The following is a 16212-nucleotide window of genomic DNA, read 5'->3' as shown; positions in this document are numbered from 1 at the left end:
ACGCCGCCCCGAGTCATGAGCGCTCGGACCGGGCCGACAAGAGCACCTGCGATCACGGCTGTGACAAGTACTAGTACGACGTGGGCACCTGCCTCAGGCATGCGAGTCCCGGGGGGATCGCCCGACCGGTTCGGTGTCGCCAGCCAGGAAGTTGCCATTGGTCAAGCCGGACTCAGCATTCACGCTACGAGCGTTGTCGACCACGGTGGTCGACGACGAGTCGGTCGCAGTGGCGGAATGAACTGCGTCCAGCTCCGACGGCGCCAACGCCGGCACCGGGACCTGGGAAATCAGCGGGTGGTGCGAGCGGGTCGCCGTCTCGGTCTCGCTGAGGAGGACTTCGTGCATCTTTTCATTGGGCCGCAGCCCCGTGAACACGATGTCGATGTTCTTGCCCGACGCCGCGATGAGGCGATTGGCCACGTCGAGGATGCTCACGGGCTCGCCCATGTCGAGGACGAGCACCTCGCCGTCGTTGCCGATCGCGGCGGCCTGGATGACCAGCTGGGCCGCCTCGGGGATCGTCATGAAGTACCGGGTGATCTCCGGGTGGGTGACGGTGACCGGTCCGCCCTTCTCGATCTGCCCCCGGAAGGTGTGGAGCATCGAGCCGCGCGACCCGAGCACGTTGCCGAACCGCACCGAGATGTACGTCCCCGTGGCGTGCTCGCCGTACCAGGAGGTCAGCTGCTCGGCGACTCGCTTCGTGTGCCCGAGCACGCTGACCGGGGCTGCGGCCTTGTCGGTAGAGACGTTGACGAACTGCTCCACGCCGAACTCCTCGGCCGCCTTGAGCACGTTGAGGGTGCCGAGGACGTTGGTCTTCCACCCCTCCTCGGGGTACTGCTCGAGCATCGGCTGGTGCTTGAGCGCCGCCGCGTGGAAGACGACCTCGGGGCGGTGCTCGGCGAACGCCGCCCGCAGGGAGTCCTCGTCCCGGATCGACACGAGCACGGTGTCCCGCGAGTCCAGCAGCGCCCGGCCATAGATCGAGAGCTGCACGGAGTGCAGGGCCGACTCGTCGCGGTCCAGCAGCGCGAGCTCGGCGGGCCCGAAGCGGTGCACCTGCCGGGCGAGCTCGGAACCGATCGATCCACCGGCCCCGGTGACGAGCACCCGCTTGCCGGTGAGGTAGCCGGCGATCTGGTCCAGGTCCAGGTCGACCTGCCGGCGCCCGAGGATGTCGGCGATGTCGAGCTCCTTGACGTCGGTCAGGCTCACCCGCCCGCCGACCATCTGACTCACCGGCGGCAGGAGGAGGAACTTCATCCCCGCCTCCTGGACCAGCTCGGAGACCTCCCGAATCATCTCCGGCCCTGCGGCCGAGATGGCGAAGATGACGCTTGTCGCGTCCGTCGCCCGGGCCGCGTCGGCCAGATGCTCCCGGTTCCCGAGGACCGGCACCCCGGTCAGGGCCAGGTTGCGCTTGCTCGGATCGTCGTCGATGAAGCCGACCGGGCGGAACGGGGACGCGGCGTCCATCTTGAGCAGACGCACGAGCTGGTAGCCCGCGTCACCGGCCCCGTAGATGAGCGTGGGTTCGGCGTCGTCGCGCACCACGCGGTTGCGGGACTGCCAGGCGCGGTACGCCCACCGGGCGGCGGCCATGAGCAACAGCGCCAGCGGCGGCGCGAGGATCGCCGTCCCGCGCGGGAACTCGTTGAGCGGTCGCACCGCGAGGAACGTGGCGCCGGTAAGGAAGGTGACGATCCCGACGGTGACCACCAGGCCGAGGATCTCGTCGAAGCTGCCGATCCGGTATCGCCCGAGGTAGAGCTTGAGGACCCAGCCGACGACGAGTTGCAGGACCGCGGCCACGCCTGCGTACAGCGCCACCCAGTTCCACTGGTCGGCTGCCAAGTAGAAGTCGTACCGGGTGAGCACGACCGCGCCGATGGCGAGGAACCAGCTGGCCACGTCCCACAACACCCTGAGCAGGCGACGTGTGAGAGGGGGAAGGTCCATATCGTTCGATCGCTCCGTGGGGGTGAGGGGGAGGGAGAACCACGGGGGTGGCAGACGGGGTGAAGCACAGGGTGAACACGGTCCGTCGTTGCATCGTATGCCCGCCGACGCATGAATATTCACGATTCATCGCGCGATATTGTCTCGTGAGACACCCTGCTCGGACCGCCGCCCGGAGCCCATAGATCCGCGTTCGGGCGCAGGTTCTGCAAGGAGCGGATCGCCTATGCTCGCCGCATGTCCACCCGCCGCAGATCCGTGCTGCCGTACGTCGGCCTCGCGGTGCTCGCGGTGGTCAACGTCGTCCTCCTCGTCATCCTCATGGTCAGGGAACCCGCCGCCGACGCCGGCGAGACTCCCTACGTCCCGCCGCCTGCCGGCGGTCTGACGGAGAGCCGCACTGTTGGTGACGCTGCCGACGTGGCCGAGGAGTCGGCGTCGGACGTTACCGACGAGGTGCCCGCGGAGGACGGCGAGTCTTCCTCGGATACACCCGCCGCTGACGCGGCCGCTCCACTCCCTGCCGAACGTCTGATCACCGCCGCGAACGGTGACCTGGCCTGGCGGGTCGTCGTCGGTGACTGCGAGAACCCCGGGACGATGGAGTACACCAGCGACGGCGGCGCCACCTGGACCGGCTCCGACACCGGCCTGGCCCCGATCTCCAGGATCAAGGCCCTCACGCCGACCGCCGTGTTCGCCATCGGCGGCGCGGACCCCGACTGCTCCCCCACCTACGCCGGGTCCGTCGACGGCGGCAGCGTCTGGGAGCAGGCACCCGAGCTGACCGAGGGCAACTGGTACGTACACCCGGCCGACCGGGCCCTCGTCGGCACCGGCGTCGGCGAGGTCGACGCGCCCTGCGAGATCGCCGGGCTCGCCGGCTTCGACGACAACGCCGCCGCGATCGTGTGCACCGACGGCAACCTGAGCGTCTCCACCGACGCCGGCGCCAGCTGGACCACCGCCGCCGAGGAGACCGGGGCCGTGGCCATCGGGCTCACGCTCGAGGGCTACGTGCTCGCCGGCTCGAGCGAGGACTGCGAGGGCATCGCGGTCTCCACCGCCGGACTCGAGGGCGACACCGCCCCGCTGGGCTGCGCCGAGGACGCCGAGCCCGAACCGGGACAGACCGCCGTCGCCGGGGCGGGATCCGCCGTGTGGCTGTGGGCCGGCGAGGAGACGCTGGTGTCCACCGACGGTGGGGCCACCTGGTAGTCAATGCCTGCCAGCGGCTCATACGACCTGACGAGCGACCCCTCGGTAGAGGCTCGCGTACTCGTCCGCGATGTTCGCCCAGCTAAACTTCTGCGCAGCCTGGAGAGCACGCTTGCCAACGCCGGGTGACCTCTCCTTCAGGTCACTGATGCGACGTGCGATCTCCTCATGGTCTCGATGATCTACCGCGTATCCCACGTCACCGTCGGGAAACTGACCGTCAAAACCCTGGCCCCGCGTGTACACCACAGGCGTCCCCTGCGACATCGCTTCCGCATACACAAGGCCAAATGACTCGTGCTTTGAAGGCATCACGAAAACATCGCTGGAGCGCAGACACGTCCGGATCTCGTCGCGCGACAGCCCTTCATGCACGTCAACGAAATCAAGGGAACCGAGGTGATCCGCCAACCGATCCGACGAGTTCCTTCCCACCAGTCGCAGTCGAACAACCTCACCTTGACGTTGCAGATCCTGGCATGCCGCGATAGTGGTTTGCACATTCTTGTTGGGATCAGCAAGATCGCGCGCGACCTGGATGACTGTCAATTCGCGATTGTCGCGCAGCGAGTACTCGGCGCCAAGAAACTCGTCATCAATACCATTGGGAAGCACTCGAGACTTCGACCGAAACTCCTGCAGGCTGCTGGGCGGGATCGCTAGTCTTTCAACCTTCTTCTGATATTCGGGCGAGAGGAAGACAACAGCGGACGCATCAGCGAGAATTCGTCTCGCTAGGGGAATCAGATGTGGCTTGTATTTGAAGAACATGTTGACATCAGTGTTCCTCACAGCAACCAGGTACGGAAGGCCGAACTCCTTCCAAAGCCGCCAGGAGACATACCCGTTCGACATAAGCGAGTGCGCATGGCTCAACGATGCGCCGGAGACATCCATTAGATCGCGCGCGTCGCGGTAGACAGGCTTGTGCTTCAACGGAAAGAAGGGGCGCCGCCAGGAGGCGTACGGTTGAGTCACCACCACATCCGATGGCAACTCAGGCACCTCCGACCCCTTGGACGTGAAATACAGGACCTCCTGCTCGAAAGCACGCTGCTCGAGCTTGTCGAATAGCCTTCTATACAGTTCCGTTCCCGCGTAGTAGGAACAGATCTGCAAGACCTTCATTGATTCCATCGCCAGCACCCTACCTCAGTGAACCCGATCAACTTCATGAGTCCTGTTCTAGAGGTTATGCACGCCTGTGCTGCCGTCAGAAGACCCTCGGGTGTCGAGCATGCGCTTCACTCGAGGAGCGAGCTCATTCACGTCGTAGTCGGCATGCTTCTGCAATAGCACGACAACATCGGCGTCGGTGAGCCGCGCGTCAAGACTCTCGATCCTTGGAACGGCAGCACCGTCGACTTCCCAGCCCTCCACATGGGGGTCGTGATAGAGCACGATTGCGCCCTTATCGCGCAGGTGACGCGCAACATCACGGGCGGGCGACTCCCGCTGGTCGGCGATGTTGGCCTTGTACGTCACACCTAGCAGGAGGACCTTGGAGCCCTTGATCGCGATCGAGTCCTCGTTCAGGAGGTCCTGCACACGTCGAACGACATAGCCCGGCATACTGTCGTTGATCTCCTGTGCCAGTTCGACGAATCGGAAGGGATATCCGAGGCGTGACTGCACGTTGTAGGAGAGATAGTTGGGGTCGATCGGGATGCAGTGACCACCGACGCCCGGCCCCGGGTAGAAGGCCTGAAACCCGAATGGCTTGGTTGAGGCTGCACGTATGACGTCCCAGAGATCGATATCCAACTCGTGGCAGAACTTCGCCATCTCGTTAACGAGTGCGATATTGATGTGACGATAGGTGTTCTCGAGGAGCTTCGTCATCTCAGCCTCGCGCGTCCCACGCGTGCGAACGACCTGGTCGACAAATCTCCCGTAGAAATCGGCAGCGGCGTCCGCTGACCCGCTGTTGACCCCACCTACAACCTTGGGGGTGTTCTTGGCGCCGAACGTCTTGTTGCCCGGGTCGATTCGCTCCGGAGAGAACGCGAGATGAAAGTCCACGCCGGCCCGGAGGCCGCTCGTCTCCAGGAGTGGTCCGACGAGTTCCTCCGTGGTACCGGGGTACGTCGTGGACTCAAGGATGACTGTCTGACCCTCAGTGAGGTGTTCTGCGATGGTCGCCGACGCCGACTTCACCGCACTGAGGTCGGGTCCCCCGTCCTCGTTGAGCGGCGTCGGAACACAGATCACAACCGTTCGAGCGCGTCCAAGCACGTTCGGGTCACTCGTCGGCTCAAAGCCCGCGGCGATCATCTCGGCGACGTCCGCGTCCGAGAGGTCGTCAACATGGGAAAGTCCCAGCGCCAGCCTTTCCGTGACAACGGACGACACATCGAATCCGCCGACACGAAGCCCCGCGAGCGTCGCCTCTCTCGCGATCGGGAGTCCTACGTAGCCCAGCCCCACAATGACGGCATCAAGCTGACGGGGTGTGTCCACGCGCGACCTTCTTCCGGTGAGCTGCGGCGTCAGTGCGCGCCGCATGTCGTGTGCTGGTGGCTGGTTGTTCCTCGGCGTGACTCACCCGGGAGGCAGTAGCTACGCCGAAATCAGTGTAGTCAGCGGCTGAAGGCCGAGTCCGCAGTTCGGCGTCGGGTCTCTGAGTCCGAGGGCGTTGGTGGAGTGCACCAAGATGTGGGGATCGGCGGCCGCCGATCAGTCCGTCAGCCCACGCGTCGCGCGCTCGCGGCGGCGCAGCGAGCGGCGGTCGAGCACATAGGCAACGAGCGCACCCAGCAGGATACCCAGCGGCCCCAGCGAGAGGACGAGCAGGCCGATGGCGTTGGAGTCGGAGAGCCGATCGGTGAAGAACTGGTCGTTGCCGGCGGGCTCGGCGTACTGGTCGCTGAACGAGCTGCCGTCGGTGAACGCCACGAGCAGGATGCTCACCAGCACCCCGAGCAGGAAGCCCACCCACATGAACCGCCCGTAGCGCGGGGCGCGGCGGACGTGGCCGACCGTCGTGGGCTGTGCGGCCGGCTCGTCACCGGCGTTTCCTTCGGTTTCGTCGTCGGTCGCGCCGGTCGCCTCGCCATCGACCGTTGCGGCGGTCGGCGCGCCGTCGTCGGTCGTGGCTGCAGCGTCGTCGTCCGGGGCGGCCTGCTCGGTCTCGGGGCGGGCGCTCTCGTCGTCGCCCGTGGGTGCCTGGGGCGTGGCCGGGGGGAGGCTGTCGGGGTCGGGCTGCGTCACTGCTCGAACCTACCCCGGCGCACGAGCGGCAGGCAGGCGGCCAGGTCGGCTCGCTCCCCCGACGCCGCCACCCGGTGCGCGGCGAGCGCCTCGTCCCAGGCCAGGTCGCCACTGGCGAGCGCGAGCCAGGTGGCCGGGTCGGTCTCGACCACCCCCGGGGGCGTGCCGCGGGTGTGCTTGGGGCCGGCCAGTGCCTGCACGGCCCCGGCCGGCGGGACCCGCACCTCCAGCGCCCCGCCCGGGGAGGAGACGGCCAGCTCCTCGAGGGTGAAGCGCACCGCCGTCATGAGGTCGGCCTGCGTGAGCGCGTCAGGGTCCGCCTGCCAGGCCCGCACGGCGGCGAGCCCGATCGTGGGGTCGATACGGCGTCGGGGCATGGAGCCAGGGTAGGCCGCCCGGGCGCGGCGCGGCCGGGGGGTCCCACCACCGGTGCTGCGGGGCGCGCGACGGGCCCGTAGCGTGTCCGCTCGTGTCGAACATGAACGGCCCGGGGGCAGGGCGTCACGGCAGGCACCGCGGGGCGCCCGCGGACGGGCGCGACCGCACCCGTGACCTCCCCTCGCGCCTGGGCTCGCTGACCGGCCTGCGGTTCTGGGCGGCCCTGCTCGTGGTGGGCTACCACCTGTCCGACCAGATCGGCGAGCTGCCGGTGCTCACCCAGCTGACGATGTTCGGCCGCAGCGGCGTGACGTTCTTCTTCGTCCTGTCGGGGTTCGTGCTCGCCTGGACCTACCTCGACCGGCCCGTGCGGTTCTCGGTCTTCGTCTGGCGACGGTTCGCCCGCCTGTGGCCGCTGGTGGCCGTCACCGGGGCGATCTCCCTGGCGATCTACGCCTGGATGAACGCCCTGCCCGCGCGGGGCGAGGCGGCGTCGACGTTCCTCTTCCTCCAGGCATGGCACCCGGAGTGGGCCAGCGGCGCGAACCCCGCCTCCTGGTCGCTGAGCGACGAGGCCTTCTTCTATCTGCTGTTCCCCGTGCTGCTGGCCCTGACGGCCGACCGACGGTGGCGCCCGGCGATGTGGGTGGCCTGCGGGCTCGTCCTTGTCGGCGTGTGGCTGCTCTTCGGCCACGGCGGCTGGGAGCCGTTCTGGATCGACTACTTCCCGCCCGCCAGGCTGGTGCAGTTCGTCGTCGGGGTGCTGTGCGCCGTGATGGTGAAGCGGGGCGCGCGATCGCCGGTGGGGTACTGGCCGGCCGTGGGCCTGGTGGTGGCCTTCCACGCGGGGCTGGCGCTGTGGCACCACGAGGTCGGGGACGCGCTGCTCGGCCCGTACTCGGGCTCGCAGTGGTTCTCGACGCCGGTGTTCGCCCTGCTCATCGTCGCCGCCGCGCAGCGCGACATCGACGGCCGCCCCACCCTGGTGCGCGGGCCGTGGTCAATCCGGCTCGGCAACTGGTCCTACGCCTGGTACCTCATCCATGAGCCCGTCATCCGTGCGTGGAACGAGGTGGTGCCCGACGGCGTCCCGGCGGCCTCCGTGGCCATCGAGTGGGCAGCCCTGATCGTGCTCAGCCTGCTGGCCGCCTGGCTGCTGTACACGCTGGTGGAGCACCCGGCCGAGAAGTGGCTGCGGTCGTGGGGGCCGCAGCCGGCGCCGCGACCGGGCTCCGCCCGACGCACCTAGGACCCCACATCCACCGTGGACCGCGTCCTCGTCCTGCCGAAGAACAGCCAACCAAGTCCGATCGCAGCAACCGCCATGGCGACTCCGACGGCGATCGGGATGCCGGCTCCACGCTCGACGAGGAGCGCCGGGAGCAGCACCGGAAGGAATCCGACCCAGAACCCGAGGCCACCGAAGACGCCCTGAGCCTCCGGTGCGGAGCTCTTGTTGTCCGGGTCCATGGCCCGCACCAGGGCGAGACCGGTGCTCGTCGTCCCGGTGTTCGCGCCCCAGGCCATCATCGTCTTCTCGAAGCGGTCGATGTTCGTGAAACGCTTGAACAGGGAGAACGACATCCAGGTGGTCACCAGGACGATGACGAGCGAGTAGATCGCGATCGGGACGGCGAACTGTGCGGCCAGCTCCAGGCTCAGGGTCGCGATCGCTGCGACGATGAGCAGCTCCAACGTCAGTCCGACCAGTGAGGAGATGGTCCGCTTGTCGAGGTAGTGGTCGAGCCCCAGCACCCGGAGCACCACGGTGACGACGATGGCACCGACCATGCCGTGCACGAGCGACGGGATCGCCGCCGCGTCGGACCACAGCTGCTCGAGGCCCCGGAAGATCTGTCCGCCGACGGCGAGAGCGAGCATGATCCAGGCCAGCTGGAGGGCGAGCGCATTGATGTTCGCCTGCGTCACACGTTCGTACCCGATGGGCTTGCGCTTGTCCTCCGGGATCTTTCCCCCCAGCGACCAGGACTCGAGCGCGCTGGGGTCGGCGACATAGTTCGCCTTTCCCCGGCGGATGCCGTGATTGACCATGAACATACCGATGACGATGCTCACGACCAGCCCGATCGTCGCCAGCAGCATGCCGATCTCGAAGTTGCCCGACACGCCTGCCTCGTTGAACGCCTCGCCCGCGGCGGCCGCCTGCCCGTGCCCGCCGTAGAACGCCCAGACACCCATGAGACCCCAACCCTCGGGCAGGGCGGGCCACAGCCAGGCAAGGGCGATACCGAGCATCACACCGAGCGCGATCTGGACACCGACGGTCGCGAAGTTGACCGCGGCGTAGTCGAGGAACGAGCGCGCGTTCTTCACGTTGAACTCGATGCCGAGCAGCAGACCGGTCATGACGACCGCGATCAGCACGCCCGGGATCGCGGTGAACGATTCCGGGATGGTGATGAGGCCGAGCACCTGCTCACCGGCGAGAAGGGCGATCGTCCCACCGAGCAGGCACGCGGGGATGAATGCCTTCTGGATGGGCTTGACCAGCTCGCGCAGCACGAAGCCGGCGAGCAGGAGCAGGCAGAGAAACATCAGGTCGGAGATGACGATGTCCATGAGCGGTCCGTTCTGTCTAGGGGGTGCGCCCGCACGGGGCGCACCCCCTGGTCGGTCGGGTGCGTCGATGCACCGCCGAGGAGGCGGCAGATCCGGCGTCGAGGGTCAGAGGGCGTACTTCTGCTCGAGCGCGAGGACGTCGGCCTCACCGAGGACCTCGTTGAACCGCTCGAAGGTGGCCACGTCACGCAGGTAGCCGGTCGAGCCTGTGCGCAGGTCGCCCATCGCCCGCTCGAGGGCGTCGACCACGGCCAGCACGGGGCTGAGCGGGGCGCTCAGTCGCGCGAGTCCCAGGTTCTGGTAGTCCTCGACGCTGGGCTTCTCGCCCTCCGTGGCCTCGTGAAGCGCCATCGACACCGGCGCATCGATCCGCTCGACGAGATCGGCGATGAGCTCTCGGTCGAAGGTCGGGACCAGGACGTAGATGAGGTCGGCACCGGCGGCTGCATAGGCGTTCCCGCGCCGGACGGCCTCGTCGACGCCGTGCGAGACGAGCGCGTCGGTGCGCGCGTTGATGACGAAGTCGGGGTGCACGCGCGCATCCGCGGCGGCCTCGATCTTCTTGACCATCTCCTCGGCGTCGATGAGCTGCTGACGGTTGGTGAAGCCACAGATCTTCGGGAAGACCTGGTCCTCGAGGTTGGCACCGGCGGCACCTGCCAGCCCGATCTGGCGGATGCTCCAGTGGGTGTTGACCGCGTTGCCGTACCCGGTGTCGACGTCGCTCATCACCGGGATGTCGACGGCGTCGACGATGCGACGGGTGGCGTTGACGACGTCGGTCAGCGAGGTGAAGCTGGCGTCGATCTGACCGAGCGAGGACGCGCTGACGCCGAACCCGGACACCTGGACGGCATCGAATCCCGCTCGTTCGATGACGCGGGCCGACAGCGCGTCGTAGGCGCCGGGCATGACGAGCAGCTGTGGGTCGTTGATGAGCGCCTTGAGCCTGGTGGAGGGGTGCATGGATGGTCGTCCTTCCGTCGTCGTTGCATGCGGTGGTCGGGTGTGTGGGCGCGCTCGGCCACGGCCACGGCGTCGGATGCTTGCAGCACGTGGCCCTGCAGGCCCACAGGTGTGTCGTTGCGTGTGGTTGCGTGCCCGGGCCTCGGGTCCAGGCGCCGCCCCGGGTGCCGGCTCGTCGACGTGATCTGCGCCCGCCGGTCCCGCAGCGTGAGTGGTGTCAGATGGCCGACTGCTCCCGCCGCTGAAGTGGCGTCATGCCGAAGCGTTCGCGGAAGAGGCGGCTGAAGTGCGCGGGACTGGCGATGCCGAACCGCGCACCGACGGCGGCGACCGGCTCGGACGGGTCACCGCTTCCGAGCGCGGTCCAGCACGCGTCGAGCCGCTTCTCGCGCAGCCAGCCGGTGAAGGTCGACCCCTCTCCCTGGAAGAGGTCCTGGACGTGCCGGCGCGAGACGTAGAAGTGGGACGAGACCATGTCCAGCGAGAGTTCGCGGTCACCGAGGTGATCCGTCAGGTACCGCTTGATCCCGGCCAGCAGCTGCGGCTCACGCACGCGGCGTGAGTCCAGTCCGAGCTCGGCGCGCAGGAACTCGGTGAGGATCTCGGCGGTGAGCTGGCTGACTCGCACACCGAACGGGCCGTCGAGAGCGTCGAGGTTCTCGCAGACCTGGGACAGCATCCCCCACGCGATGAGCCCCTTCGGGTCAGCCAACGAGGCCGTGAGGCTGGGGAGCTGCTCGCCGGACGGCATCGCCCCGCCGAGCACGCCGGTGGGGAAAGCGAAGGTGAGGCATCGAAAGTCCTCGGCGAACCCGAACGTGTACGGGTGCCGCGGGTTGATGACGACCATGTCCCCCGGGTCGAACCTGAGCTGACGGTCGTGCTGCTCGAAGGTCGCTCTCCCCGACAGCATGACGCCGGCCTTGAGGTAGTCGTGGGTCGGCGCCTCGGCGTCGATCGGCGTGCGAACGACCTCGTGAGGACCGGCGAGGACGTCCGCGAAGGGAACACCTCCCGCGACGGTCGAGCGGAGCTTGCCCACGAACGCCTCGCGGGCACTGCTGACCGTCGCCGTGCGACTCCCGGCGGACAGGAACGAACGTCCGACGTGCTCCTGCCAGCCCCGAACCGTGCGCGCCTCCATCTGCTGCATCCGCGGGCTCGACGCGCGATCGTGCTGGAGGGTTCCGTGTGTATGCACTCACGAACTCCTTCGTCCGTCCTGACCGGTCACCACGTTGGTGACCGCCGTCCGGCACCTTCCGTCCGACCGCTGTGGCGGTTCGATCCCGGTGCCGCTCGACGTGTCGATGCTACGGAAGGCGCTCTGCCGCGAGTGCCGGTGACGCCCACTTCGCGCCGTCGGTGCGCAGCCAGGCCAGGGATGTGCGCAGCCACGCAAGCCGGCGGGCCGACACTGCGCCCCGCCCCACCTCTCGCGAGTGAGCGCGGCGACTCAGCAAGTCGGCGTCACCGACCGAGAGCATCACCCCTCGTCGGCCAGGCACTCCTCGTCGCCGACGGTGAAGGGGACCTCGGCGTAGGGCAGGTCGTCGTCGCCGTCGAGCGCGACGTGCACGGAGATGCGGGCGACGAACTCCCCGCACGGCCGGTCGTAGTCGTAGACGAGGTCGGTGGACACCTGCCCGCCCGCCGGCACGTGCGCGGTCTGCAGGCTGTCCGTCTCGCGCCCCCGCAGGTCCTCCCCCTCGACGACGTCGTCCGCCTCGAACACCTCCACCCGGTACCAGCGCGGGTAGAGCTCCTCGGAGTCGTTGACGACCGTCAGGCGCAGGTCCAGCGAGTACGGGCGCGCCGAGGACTGCGCCCGCCACCCCAGCTCGCGCAGCTCCGGCTCGAGGTGAGCGGTGACGCCGTCGGTCAGCTCGACGCTCACCTCGTCGCCGGGCGCCGCCTGCGAGGGGGCGCCGCCGCGCGGGAGCAGGACCAGGGCGGTGAGGACGAGGACGAAGGTGACCAGCGCCGTCGCCGTGAACGGCCACCACGTGGCGACGGGCGCGTGCGCGTCAGGGGCGTCCCCGGTCTCCCCCGGGCCGGCGGGCGCGTCCTGGTGGCGGTCGGTGTCGCTCATGCCGCCTCTCCGTCCCGTGCGGTGAGCGTGTACTCCTCGCCGCCGACGGCGATCGTGGCCTCGTAGTGCTCGGCCTCGAGGGCGGCCGGCTCGTAGGAGAGCCGGATCCAGTACGGGTCCACGCCGCGGACCTGGCCGCCGATGCCGGCGAGCGTGCGGCTGCCACGGTCGGTGGGGGTGAGCTCCTCGCGCTCGCCGGAGCCGTCGACGGCGTCGAGCGTGAGGGTGAGCTCGTCGAGGTCGTACCAGTCGTCCTCGGTGTCATCGGGGCTGTCAAGCGCGACGATCAGGGTGACGTAGCGGTCGCCGGTGGGAGCCGCGAGGCCCGGGACGGAGGTCGGCTGGCGCACGTCCCACACGGACACGAGCGAGACGGGGCCGGGGGCGAGGGCGTCCTCGTCGCTGAGCCGGTAGCCGGCGACGATGTCCTCGACCGGGTCGCTGCGGACCAGTCCGAGGGTGAGAAAGGCCAGGGTGGCGGCGAGTGCACCGGCGACGACGCCGAGCAGGGGTCGGCGCCAGCGGTGTCGTGGGGACGTCGGCTGCTCTGCCATGACCCGACCGTAGGGGGTGGCGGGCGACCGGACCATCGGCAGAGGTCACCCCGGTAGAGGTGCCCGTCGAGGTGGCCTCGGAGAGGCGCGTGGCACGGAGGCGCAACGGCGGTACCCGCCGCTACCTTGACACGCCCGACTAGTTAGGCTCACGATCTAGATGATGACCGACAGCCCGCGCACCACGCCGCCACCAGCGCACGGCGCCCCCTGGCCGAGTGACTGGCTGCGCGCCACCCTCGGGCTCGCCGCGCTGCGCACGCTCGAGGACGGCCCGTCCTACGGGTACGCGATGATCGCCGCGCTGGCCGACGCCGGCTTCGGCACGATCAAGGGCGGCACCCTCTACCCGCTGCTGGGCAGGCTCGAGAGCGCCGGCCTCATCACCGTCGAATGGCTCCCAGGCGAGGCCGGCCCGGGCCGGAAGTCCTTCACCCTCACCGACGACGGCCGCGCCACCCTCGACCGCCAGCGCGACGCGTGGGCGCGGTTCTCCGCCGTCGTCACCGACCACCTCGCCGACGGAAGGGACTCGCCGCGATGAGCCGGACCAGCCACGACTCCCGTACCGACTGGATCGCGCAGCTCGCGGGCGAGCTGCGGGTGCGCCGGGTCGCCCAGGAGCACATCGACGACGCCGTGGCCACCGTCCGCGAGCATCTCGAGGACTCCGGCGAGAGCCCCGAGGACGCCTTCGGCGACCCGCGCGACTACGCCGCGAGCCTGGCCCTTCCCACCGACGACGACGCCCCCGGCCGCGCGGGCGCCCTCACCGCGATCGCCCTCGCCGTCGTGTCCTTCGTGATCTTCGGCGTCGCGGTCACCCGATGGCTCGACGGCGAGGCGACGCCCGCCATCATCGGCTGGACCGTGGGCGGGGCCGCGGTGTTGCTGGCGGCATCGGTCGGGGCGAGCATCGCGATCGGCCGGCACGTCGTCGACGCCGCCGTGCGGGAACGGTTCTCCGGCGCCCAGGCCCCGACGTGGGGGCGGTGGGCGCCGCTGGCGATCGCCGTGCCCTGGTTATTCCCCGCCTTCGCCGCGGTCGTGGTGGTGGTCGGCGCGCTGCGGGGGTGAGGGAGGGACCCCTCCCGCCGTCAGCCGACCTCCACCACCCGGTCCGCCGCCGCACGCCGGGCCTGGATCGCCTGCGCGTTGGGCTCGTCGACGTCGCGGACCCAGTCCCGCGCGGCCTGCGGGGACTTGCCGAACTCGATGTGGCGGGCGACGAGCCGGTCGCGCCGCACGTCGTCGGGCACCTCGACGAACCACGTCTGGGTGAGGACCTCGCGCAGGCGGGACCAGGGGGCGGCGTCGTGGAGGAGGTAGTTGCCCTCGGTGATGACCAGCCGGGCGTCGGGGTCGACGGGGATGCCGCCGGCGATCGGCTGCTCGAGCTCGCGCTCGAACAGCGGGACGTAGACGGTGTGGTCGCCGCCGGCGGCCACGCGCTCGACGGCGGAGAGGTAGCCCCAGCCGTCGAAGGTGTCGATGGCGCCCTTGCGGCTCAGGCTGCCCAGGCGGGTGAGCTCGACGTCGGCGAGGTGGAAGCCGTCCATCGGCAGGATCGCCGTCGGGATCCCCCGGTTGTTCAGGCCGGCGGCAAGAGTGGCGGCCAGCGTCGACTTGCCGGCGCCCGGTGCGCCGGTGATGCCGAGGACGGGGCGGGTGCCGTCGGCCGAGGCGCTGACGAGGGCCGCCGCGGCGTCGATAAGGTGCGCGGGCGCGGCGGGCGGCGTCGTCGTGGTCATGGGGACATCCTCTCCCCCGCCACGGCGAGTGAGCAGCAGTGTGTCCGCCGGGCCGGCCGTCACCGACGTGATGGCCGGATGCGTCTAGCGCCGCGGGGTGCGGAGCTCGAGGGGATGGTTGCCGGCGTCGGAGGAGAGCAGCCCCTCGACGACCTGGCAGCGCCCCCGGCCCCCGTCGTCGACCGGGCCGTGCACGTTCCCGCTGGGAGAGACGGCCCAGCAGCGTCCGTCCTCCTCGCCGGTGACGTCCCGCGTGGCGCCGCTGAGCGCCACCCAGCCCGAGGTCGGGTCGATGGTGGCGGTCGTCAGGTCGTGCGCGGCGTCCGGCGGCAGCACGACGTGATCGGACCCGGGCGACCACAGTCCCGTGCCGTCGTCCGTGGCCACCGAGAGCCAGAGAGAGTCGGTGCGCTGGAGGGCGACGGGGTCGACGGAGCGCACACCGTCCGGCACGACGTGGCGGGTGACGGCCCCGGTGGCGATGTCGATCTCGCGCACCTCGTCCCCGCCGACGTCGAACAGGCTCTCCGGACCACCCTGGACGTGCCGCGGTTCCCTCACCGGGGCGGTCCACAGCACCTCTCCGGTGTCGATCGAGCGGCCCGTGAGCTCGGCCGTGCCGGTGTCCTCGACGAGGACGTCCCCGGTCACCCGCGTGAGGACGACGCACCCCACGTCGTCGATGACGGTCGAGCCGTCCGAGACCGCGGCGAGGCTGGTCCCTCCGTCCGGCCCGTCGACGATCACGGCCCGCTGCTCGGGCGCGGGGATCGGGAGGTTGACCGGGTCCAGCCGGCACTCCATCGCCGGGCGGCCCTCGTCCTCCCAGACCGTGGTCCCGTCGGTGAGGTCCAGTGCTCTGGTGAAGTGGAAGTCGCCGTGGCGCGCCTCCACGACGAGGATCTCGCCGTCGTGCGCGACGCCGGAACCGAGCACGGGGGCGTGCCAGCGCTCGACGCCCGTCGCCGGGTCGACGCCGACCGTCCCGTCGTCCACGCCCAGGACGACCACGTCCTCGCTCACCATCATCAGCTCCGAGCGACCGTCGCCGATGCTCCAGCGCACATCGCCGGTCTCGACGTCTCGTCCGACCCCGTCCACGACGACGATGCCGCCGACCTGCGCGGACCACCCGGGGAGCGTGCCGACCGGCTCCTCCCACCCGGCCTGTTCCTCGCCGCGGTCCACCACGACGAGCGCGCCCGCGAGACCGAGCACGGCCACCGCCGCGGCCGCCAGGCGGACGGCGAGGAATCGACCGCGCACCAGAAGGACGAGGAGCGAGATCAGCCCGACCGCGACCAGCAGCAGGGCGGCCAGGAAGGCCAGGTGCCCGAGGCCTGCGGCGAAGGTGGCGACCAGCAGGGCCACGCCGGCCAGCAGCACGCCCGCGGCCAGGGCGATGCCACCGCGGGGGCGGCGATGCTGCGGGGTGCGGTCGTCGCCGCTCACGGTCCCGACGTCTTCGTCGTGGGACGACATCGGGGCAGCGTAGCGA

16 protein-coding genes are annotated in these 16212 nt (G+C 69.6%); 4 read left to right on the top strand and 12 right to left on the bottom strand.

The genetic code is table 11. The annotated features are described in order from the left end of the window. Nucleotides 1–93 precede the first annotated feature (93 nt). Nucleotides 94–1917: a polysaccharide biosynthesis protein gene (locus AC3D3D_RS10865; RefSeq protein WP_463662092.1), complete on the bottom strand. Its 1824-nt coding sequence runs from the start codon at nucleotides 1915–1917 to the stop codon at nucleotides 94–96. 285 nt (nucleotides 1918–2202) lie between these two features. Between AC3D3D_RS10865 and AC3D3D_RS10860 the strand changes: the two genes are divergently transcribed. Then, nucleotides 2203–3183 (top strand): beta propeller repeat protein, encoded by a 981-nt coding sequence (locus tag AC3D3D_RS10860; protein ID WP_463662091.1) that lies wholly within the window; start codon nucleotides 2203–2205, stop codon nucleotides 3181–3183. Nucleotides 3184–3201: 18 nt separating this feature from the next. On the opposite strand, the gene AC3D3D_RS10855 is transcribed toward AC3D3D_RS10860, so the two are convergent. The 4 genes from AC3D3D_RS10855 to AC3D3D_RS10840 all read right to left on the bottom strand — a co-directional run bounded on the left by AC3D3D_RS10855 (nucleotide 3202) and on the right by AC3D3D_RS10840 (nucleotide 6770). Next, nucleotides 3202–4320 carry a glycosyltransferase family 4 protein gene (locus AC3D3D_RS10855; RefSeq protein ID WP_463662090.1) on the bottom strand — a complete coding sequence of 373 codons (1119 nt, stop codon included), beginning with the start codon at nucleotides 4318–4320 and terminating at the stop codon, nucleotides 3202–3204. Nucleotides 4321–4368: 48 nt separating this feature from the next. Then, nucleotides 4369–5643 carry a nucleotide sugar dehydrogenase gene (locus AC3D3D_RS10850; RefSeq protein WP_463662089.1) on the bottom strand — a complete coding sequence of 425 codons (1275 nt, stop codon included), beginning with the start codon at nucleotides 5641–5643 and terminating at the stop codon, nucleotides 4369–4371. A 216-nt stretch (nucleotides 5644–5859) separates the two neighbouring features. Continuing rightward, entirely contained in the window at nucleotides 5860–6393 is a 534-nt protein-coding gene (locus AC3D3D_RS10845) for a hypothetical protein (protein ID WP_463662088.1), read from the bottom strand. Further along, nucleotides 6390–6770, bottom strand: a complete 381-nt coding sequence (locus tag AC3D3D_RS10840) for a sterol carrier family protein (RefSeq protein ID WP_463662087.1) — start codon at nucleotides 6768–6770, stop codon at nucleotides 6390–6392. The genes AC3D3D_RS10845 and AC3D3D_RS10840 overlap by 4 nt, the downstream gene beginning before the upstream one ends. Before the next feature lie 101 nt (nucleotides 6771–6871). Here AC3D3D_RS10840 and AC3D3D_RS10835 point away from each other — a divergent pair, with 101 nt between their 5' ends. Then, entirely contained in the window at nucleotides 6872–8020 is a 1149-nt protein-coding gene (locus tag AC3D3D_RS10835; RefSeq protein WP_463662103.1) for an acyltransferase family protein, read from the top strand. Here AC3D3D_RS10835 and AC3D3D_RS10830 read toward each other — a convergent pair. From AC3D3D_RS10830 to AC3D3D_RS10810, 5 genes are all read right to left on the bottom strand, one after another. Further along, on the bottom strand, nucleotides 8017–9351 hold the full coding sequence (locus AC3D3D_RS10830) for a sodium/glutamate symporter (protein WP_463662086.1): 1335 nt from the start codon (nucleotides 9349–9351) through the stop codon (nucleotides 8017–8019). The genes AC3D3D_RS10835 and AC3D3D_RS10830 overlap by 4 nt on opposite strands. A 105-nt stretch (nucleotides 9352–9456) precedes the next feature. Continuing rightward, nucleotides 9457–10317, bottom strand: a complete 861-nt coding sequence (locus tag AC3D3D_RS10825; RefSeq protein WP_463662085.1) for an isocitrate lyase/PEP mutase family protein — start codon at nucleotides 10315–10317, stop codon at nucleotides 9457–9459. Between the two features lie 217 nt (nucleotides 10318–10534). Beyond that, nucleotides 10535–11470: an AraC-like ligand-binding domain-containing protein gene (locus tag AC3D3D_RS10820; protein ID WP_463662084.1), complete on the bottom strand. Its 936-nt coding sequence runs from the start codon at nucleotides 11468–11470 to the stop codon at nucleotides 10535–10537. 333 nt (nucleotides 11471–11803) lie between these two features. Beyond that, nucleotides 11804–12409 (bottom strand): hypothetical protein, encoded by a 606-nt coding sequence (locus tag AC3D3D_RS10815; RefSeq protein WP_463662083.1) that lies wholly within the window; start codon nucleotides 12407–12409, stop codon nucleotides 11804–11806. Further along, nucleotides 12406–12963 (bottom strand): hypothetical protein, encoded by a 558-nt coding sequence (locus AC3D3D_RS10810; protein WP_463662082.1) that lies wholly within the window; start codon nucleotides 12961–12963, stop codon nucleotides 12406–12408. Before AC3D3D_RS10810 ends, AC3D3D_RS10815 begins: the two co-directional genes overlap by 4 nt. A gap of 163 nt (nucleotides 12964–13126) precedes the next feature. Here AC3D3D_RS10810 and AC3D3D_RS10805 point away from each other — a divergent pair, with 163 nt between their 5' ends. Continuing rightward, complete coding sequence (locus AC3D3D_RS10805) at nucleotides 13127–13507, top strand: PadR family transcriptional regulator (RefSeq protein ID WP_463662081.1); 381 nt, start codon at nucleotides 13127–13129, stop codon at nucleotides 13505–13507. Further along, the gene (locus AC3D3D_RS10800) at nucleotides 13504–14040 is read left to right on the top strand and encodes an HAAS signaling domain-containing protein (RefSeq protein WP_463662080.1); all 537 of its coding nucleotides are present in this window, start codon (nucleotides 13504–13506) and stop codon (nucleotides 14038–14040) included. Before AC3D3D_RS10805 ends, AC3D3D_RS10800 begins: the two co-directional genes overlap by 4 nt. Nucleotides 14041–14060: 20 nt before the next feature. On the opposite strand, the gene AC3D3D_RS10795 is transcribed toward AC3D3D_RS10800, so the two are convergent. After that, entirely contained in the window at nucleotides 14061–14714 is a 654-nt protein-coding gene (locus tag AC3D3D_RS10795) for a nucleoside/nucleotide kinase family protein (RefSeq protein ID WP_463662079.1), read from the bottom strand. Nucleotides 14715–14798: 84 nt separating this feature from the next. Then, a complete protein-coding gene (locus AC3D3D_RS10790) occupies nucleotides 14799–16196 on the bottom strand; it encodes an outer membrane protein assembly factor BamB family protein (RefSeq protein WP_463662078.1) in 1398 nt (465 codons plus the stop codon). Nucleotides 16197–16212: the final 16 nt, after the last annotated feature.

It is taken from the genome of Georgenia sp. X1117, assembly GCF_057784635.1.
The sequence above is the reverse complement of the archived record's forward strand: the minus strand, read 5'-3'. Positions and strand labels throughout refer to the sequence as shown.

Bases quoted from the DNA above. Each gene is read 5' to 3' on its own strand.
- AC3D3D_RS10800 (WP_463662080.1), top strand. From the start codon at position 13,504: ATGAGCCGGACCAGCCACGACTCCCGTACCGACTGGATCGCGCAGCTC.
- AC3D3D_RS10840 (WP_463662087.1), bottom strand. From the start codon at position 6,770: ATGCCCCGACGCCGTATCGACCCCACGATCGGGCTCGCCGCCGTGCGG.
- AC3D3D_RS10820 (WP_463662084.1), bottom strand. From the start codon at position 11,470: ATGCAGCAGATGGAGGCGCGCACGGTTCGGGGCTGGCAGGAGCACGTC.
- AC3D3D_RS10815 (WP_463662083.1), bottom strand. From the start codon at position 12,409: ATGAGCGACACCGACCGCCACCAGGACGCGCCCGCCGGCCCGGGGGAG.
- AC3D3D_RS10810 (WP_463662082.1), bottom strand. From the start codon at position 12,963: ATGGCAGAGCAGCCGACGTCCCCACGACACCGCTGGCGCCGACCCCTG.
- AC3D3D_RS10795 (WP_463662079.1), bottom strand. From the start codon at position 14,714: ATGACCACGACGACGCCGCCCGCCGCGCCCGCGCACCTTATCGACGCC.
- AC3D3D_RS10790 (WP_463662078.1), bottom strand. From the start codon at position 16,196: ATGTCGTCCCACGACGAAGACGTCGGGACCGTGAGCGGCGACGACCGC.
- AC3D3D_RS10825 (WP_463662085.1), bottom strand. From the start codon at position 10,317: ATGCACCCCTCCACCAGGCTCAAGGCGCTCATCAACGACCCACAGCTG.
- AC3D3D_RS10860 (WP_463662091.1), top strand. From the start codon at position 2,203: ATGTCCACCCGCCGCAGATCCGTGCTGCCGTACGTCGGCCTCGCGGTG.
- AC3D3D_RS10805 (WP_463662081.1), top strand. From the start codon at position 13,127: ATGACCGACAGCCCGCGCACCACGCCGCCACCAGCGCACGGCGCCCCC.
- AC3D3D_RS10830 (WP_463662086.1), bottom strand. From the start codon at position 9,351: ATGGACATCGTCATCTCCGACCTGATGTTTCTCTGCCTGCTCCTGCTC.
- AC3D3D_RS10835 (WP_463662103.1), top strand. From the start codon at position 6,872: ATGAACGGCCCGGGGGCAGGGCGTCACGGCAGGCACCGCGGGGCGCCC.
- AC3D3D_RS10855 (WP_463662090.1), bottom strand. From the start codon at position 4,320: ATGGAATCAATGAAGGTCTTGCAGATCTGTTCCTACTACGCGGGAACG.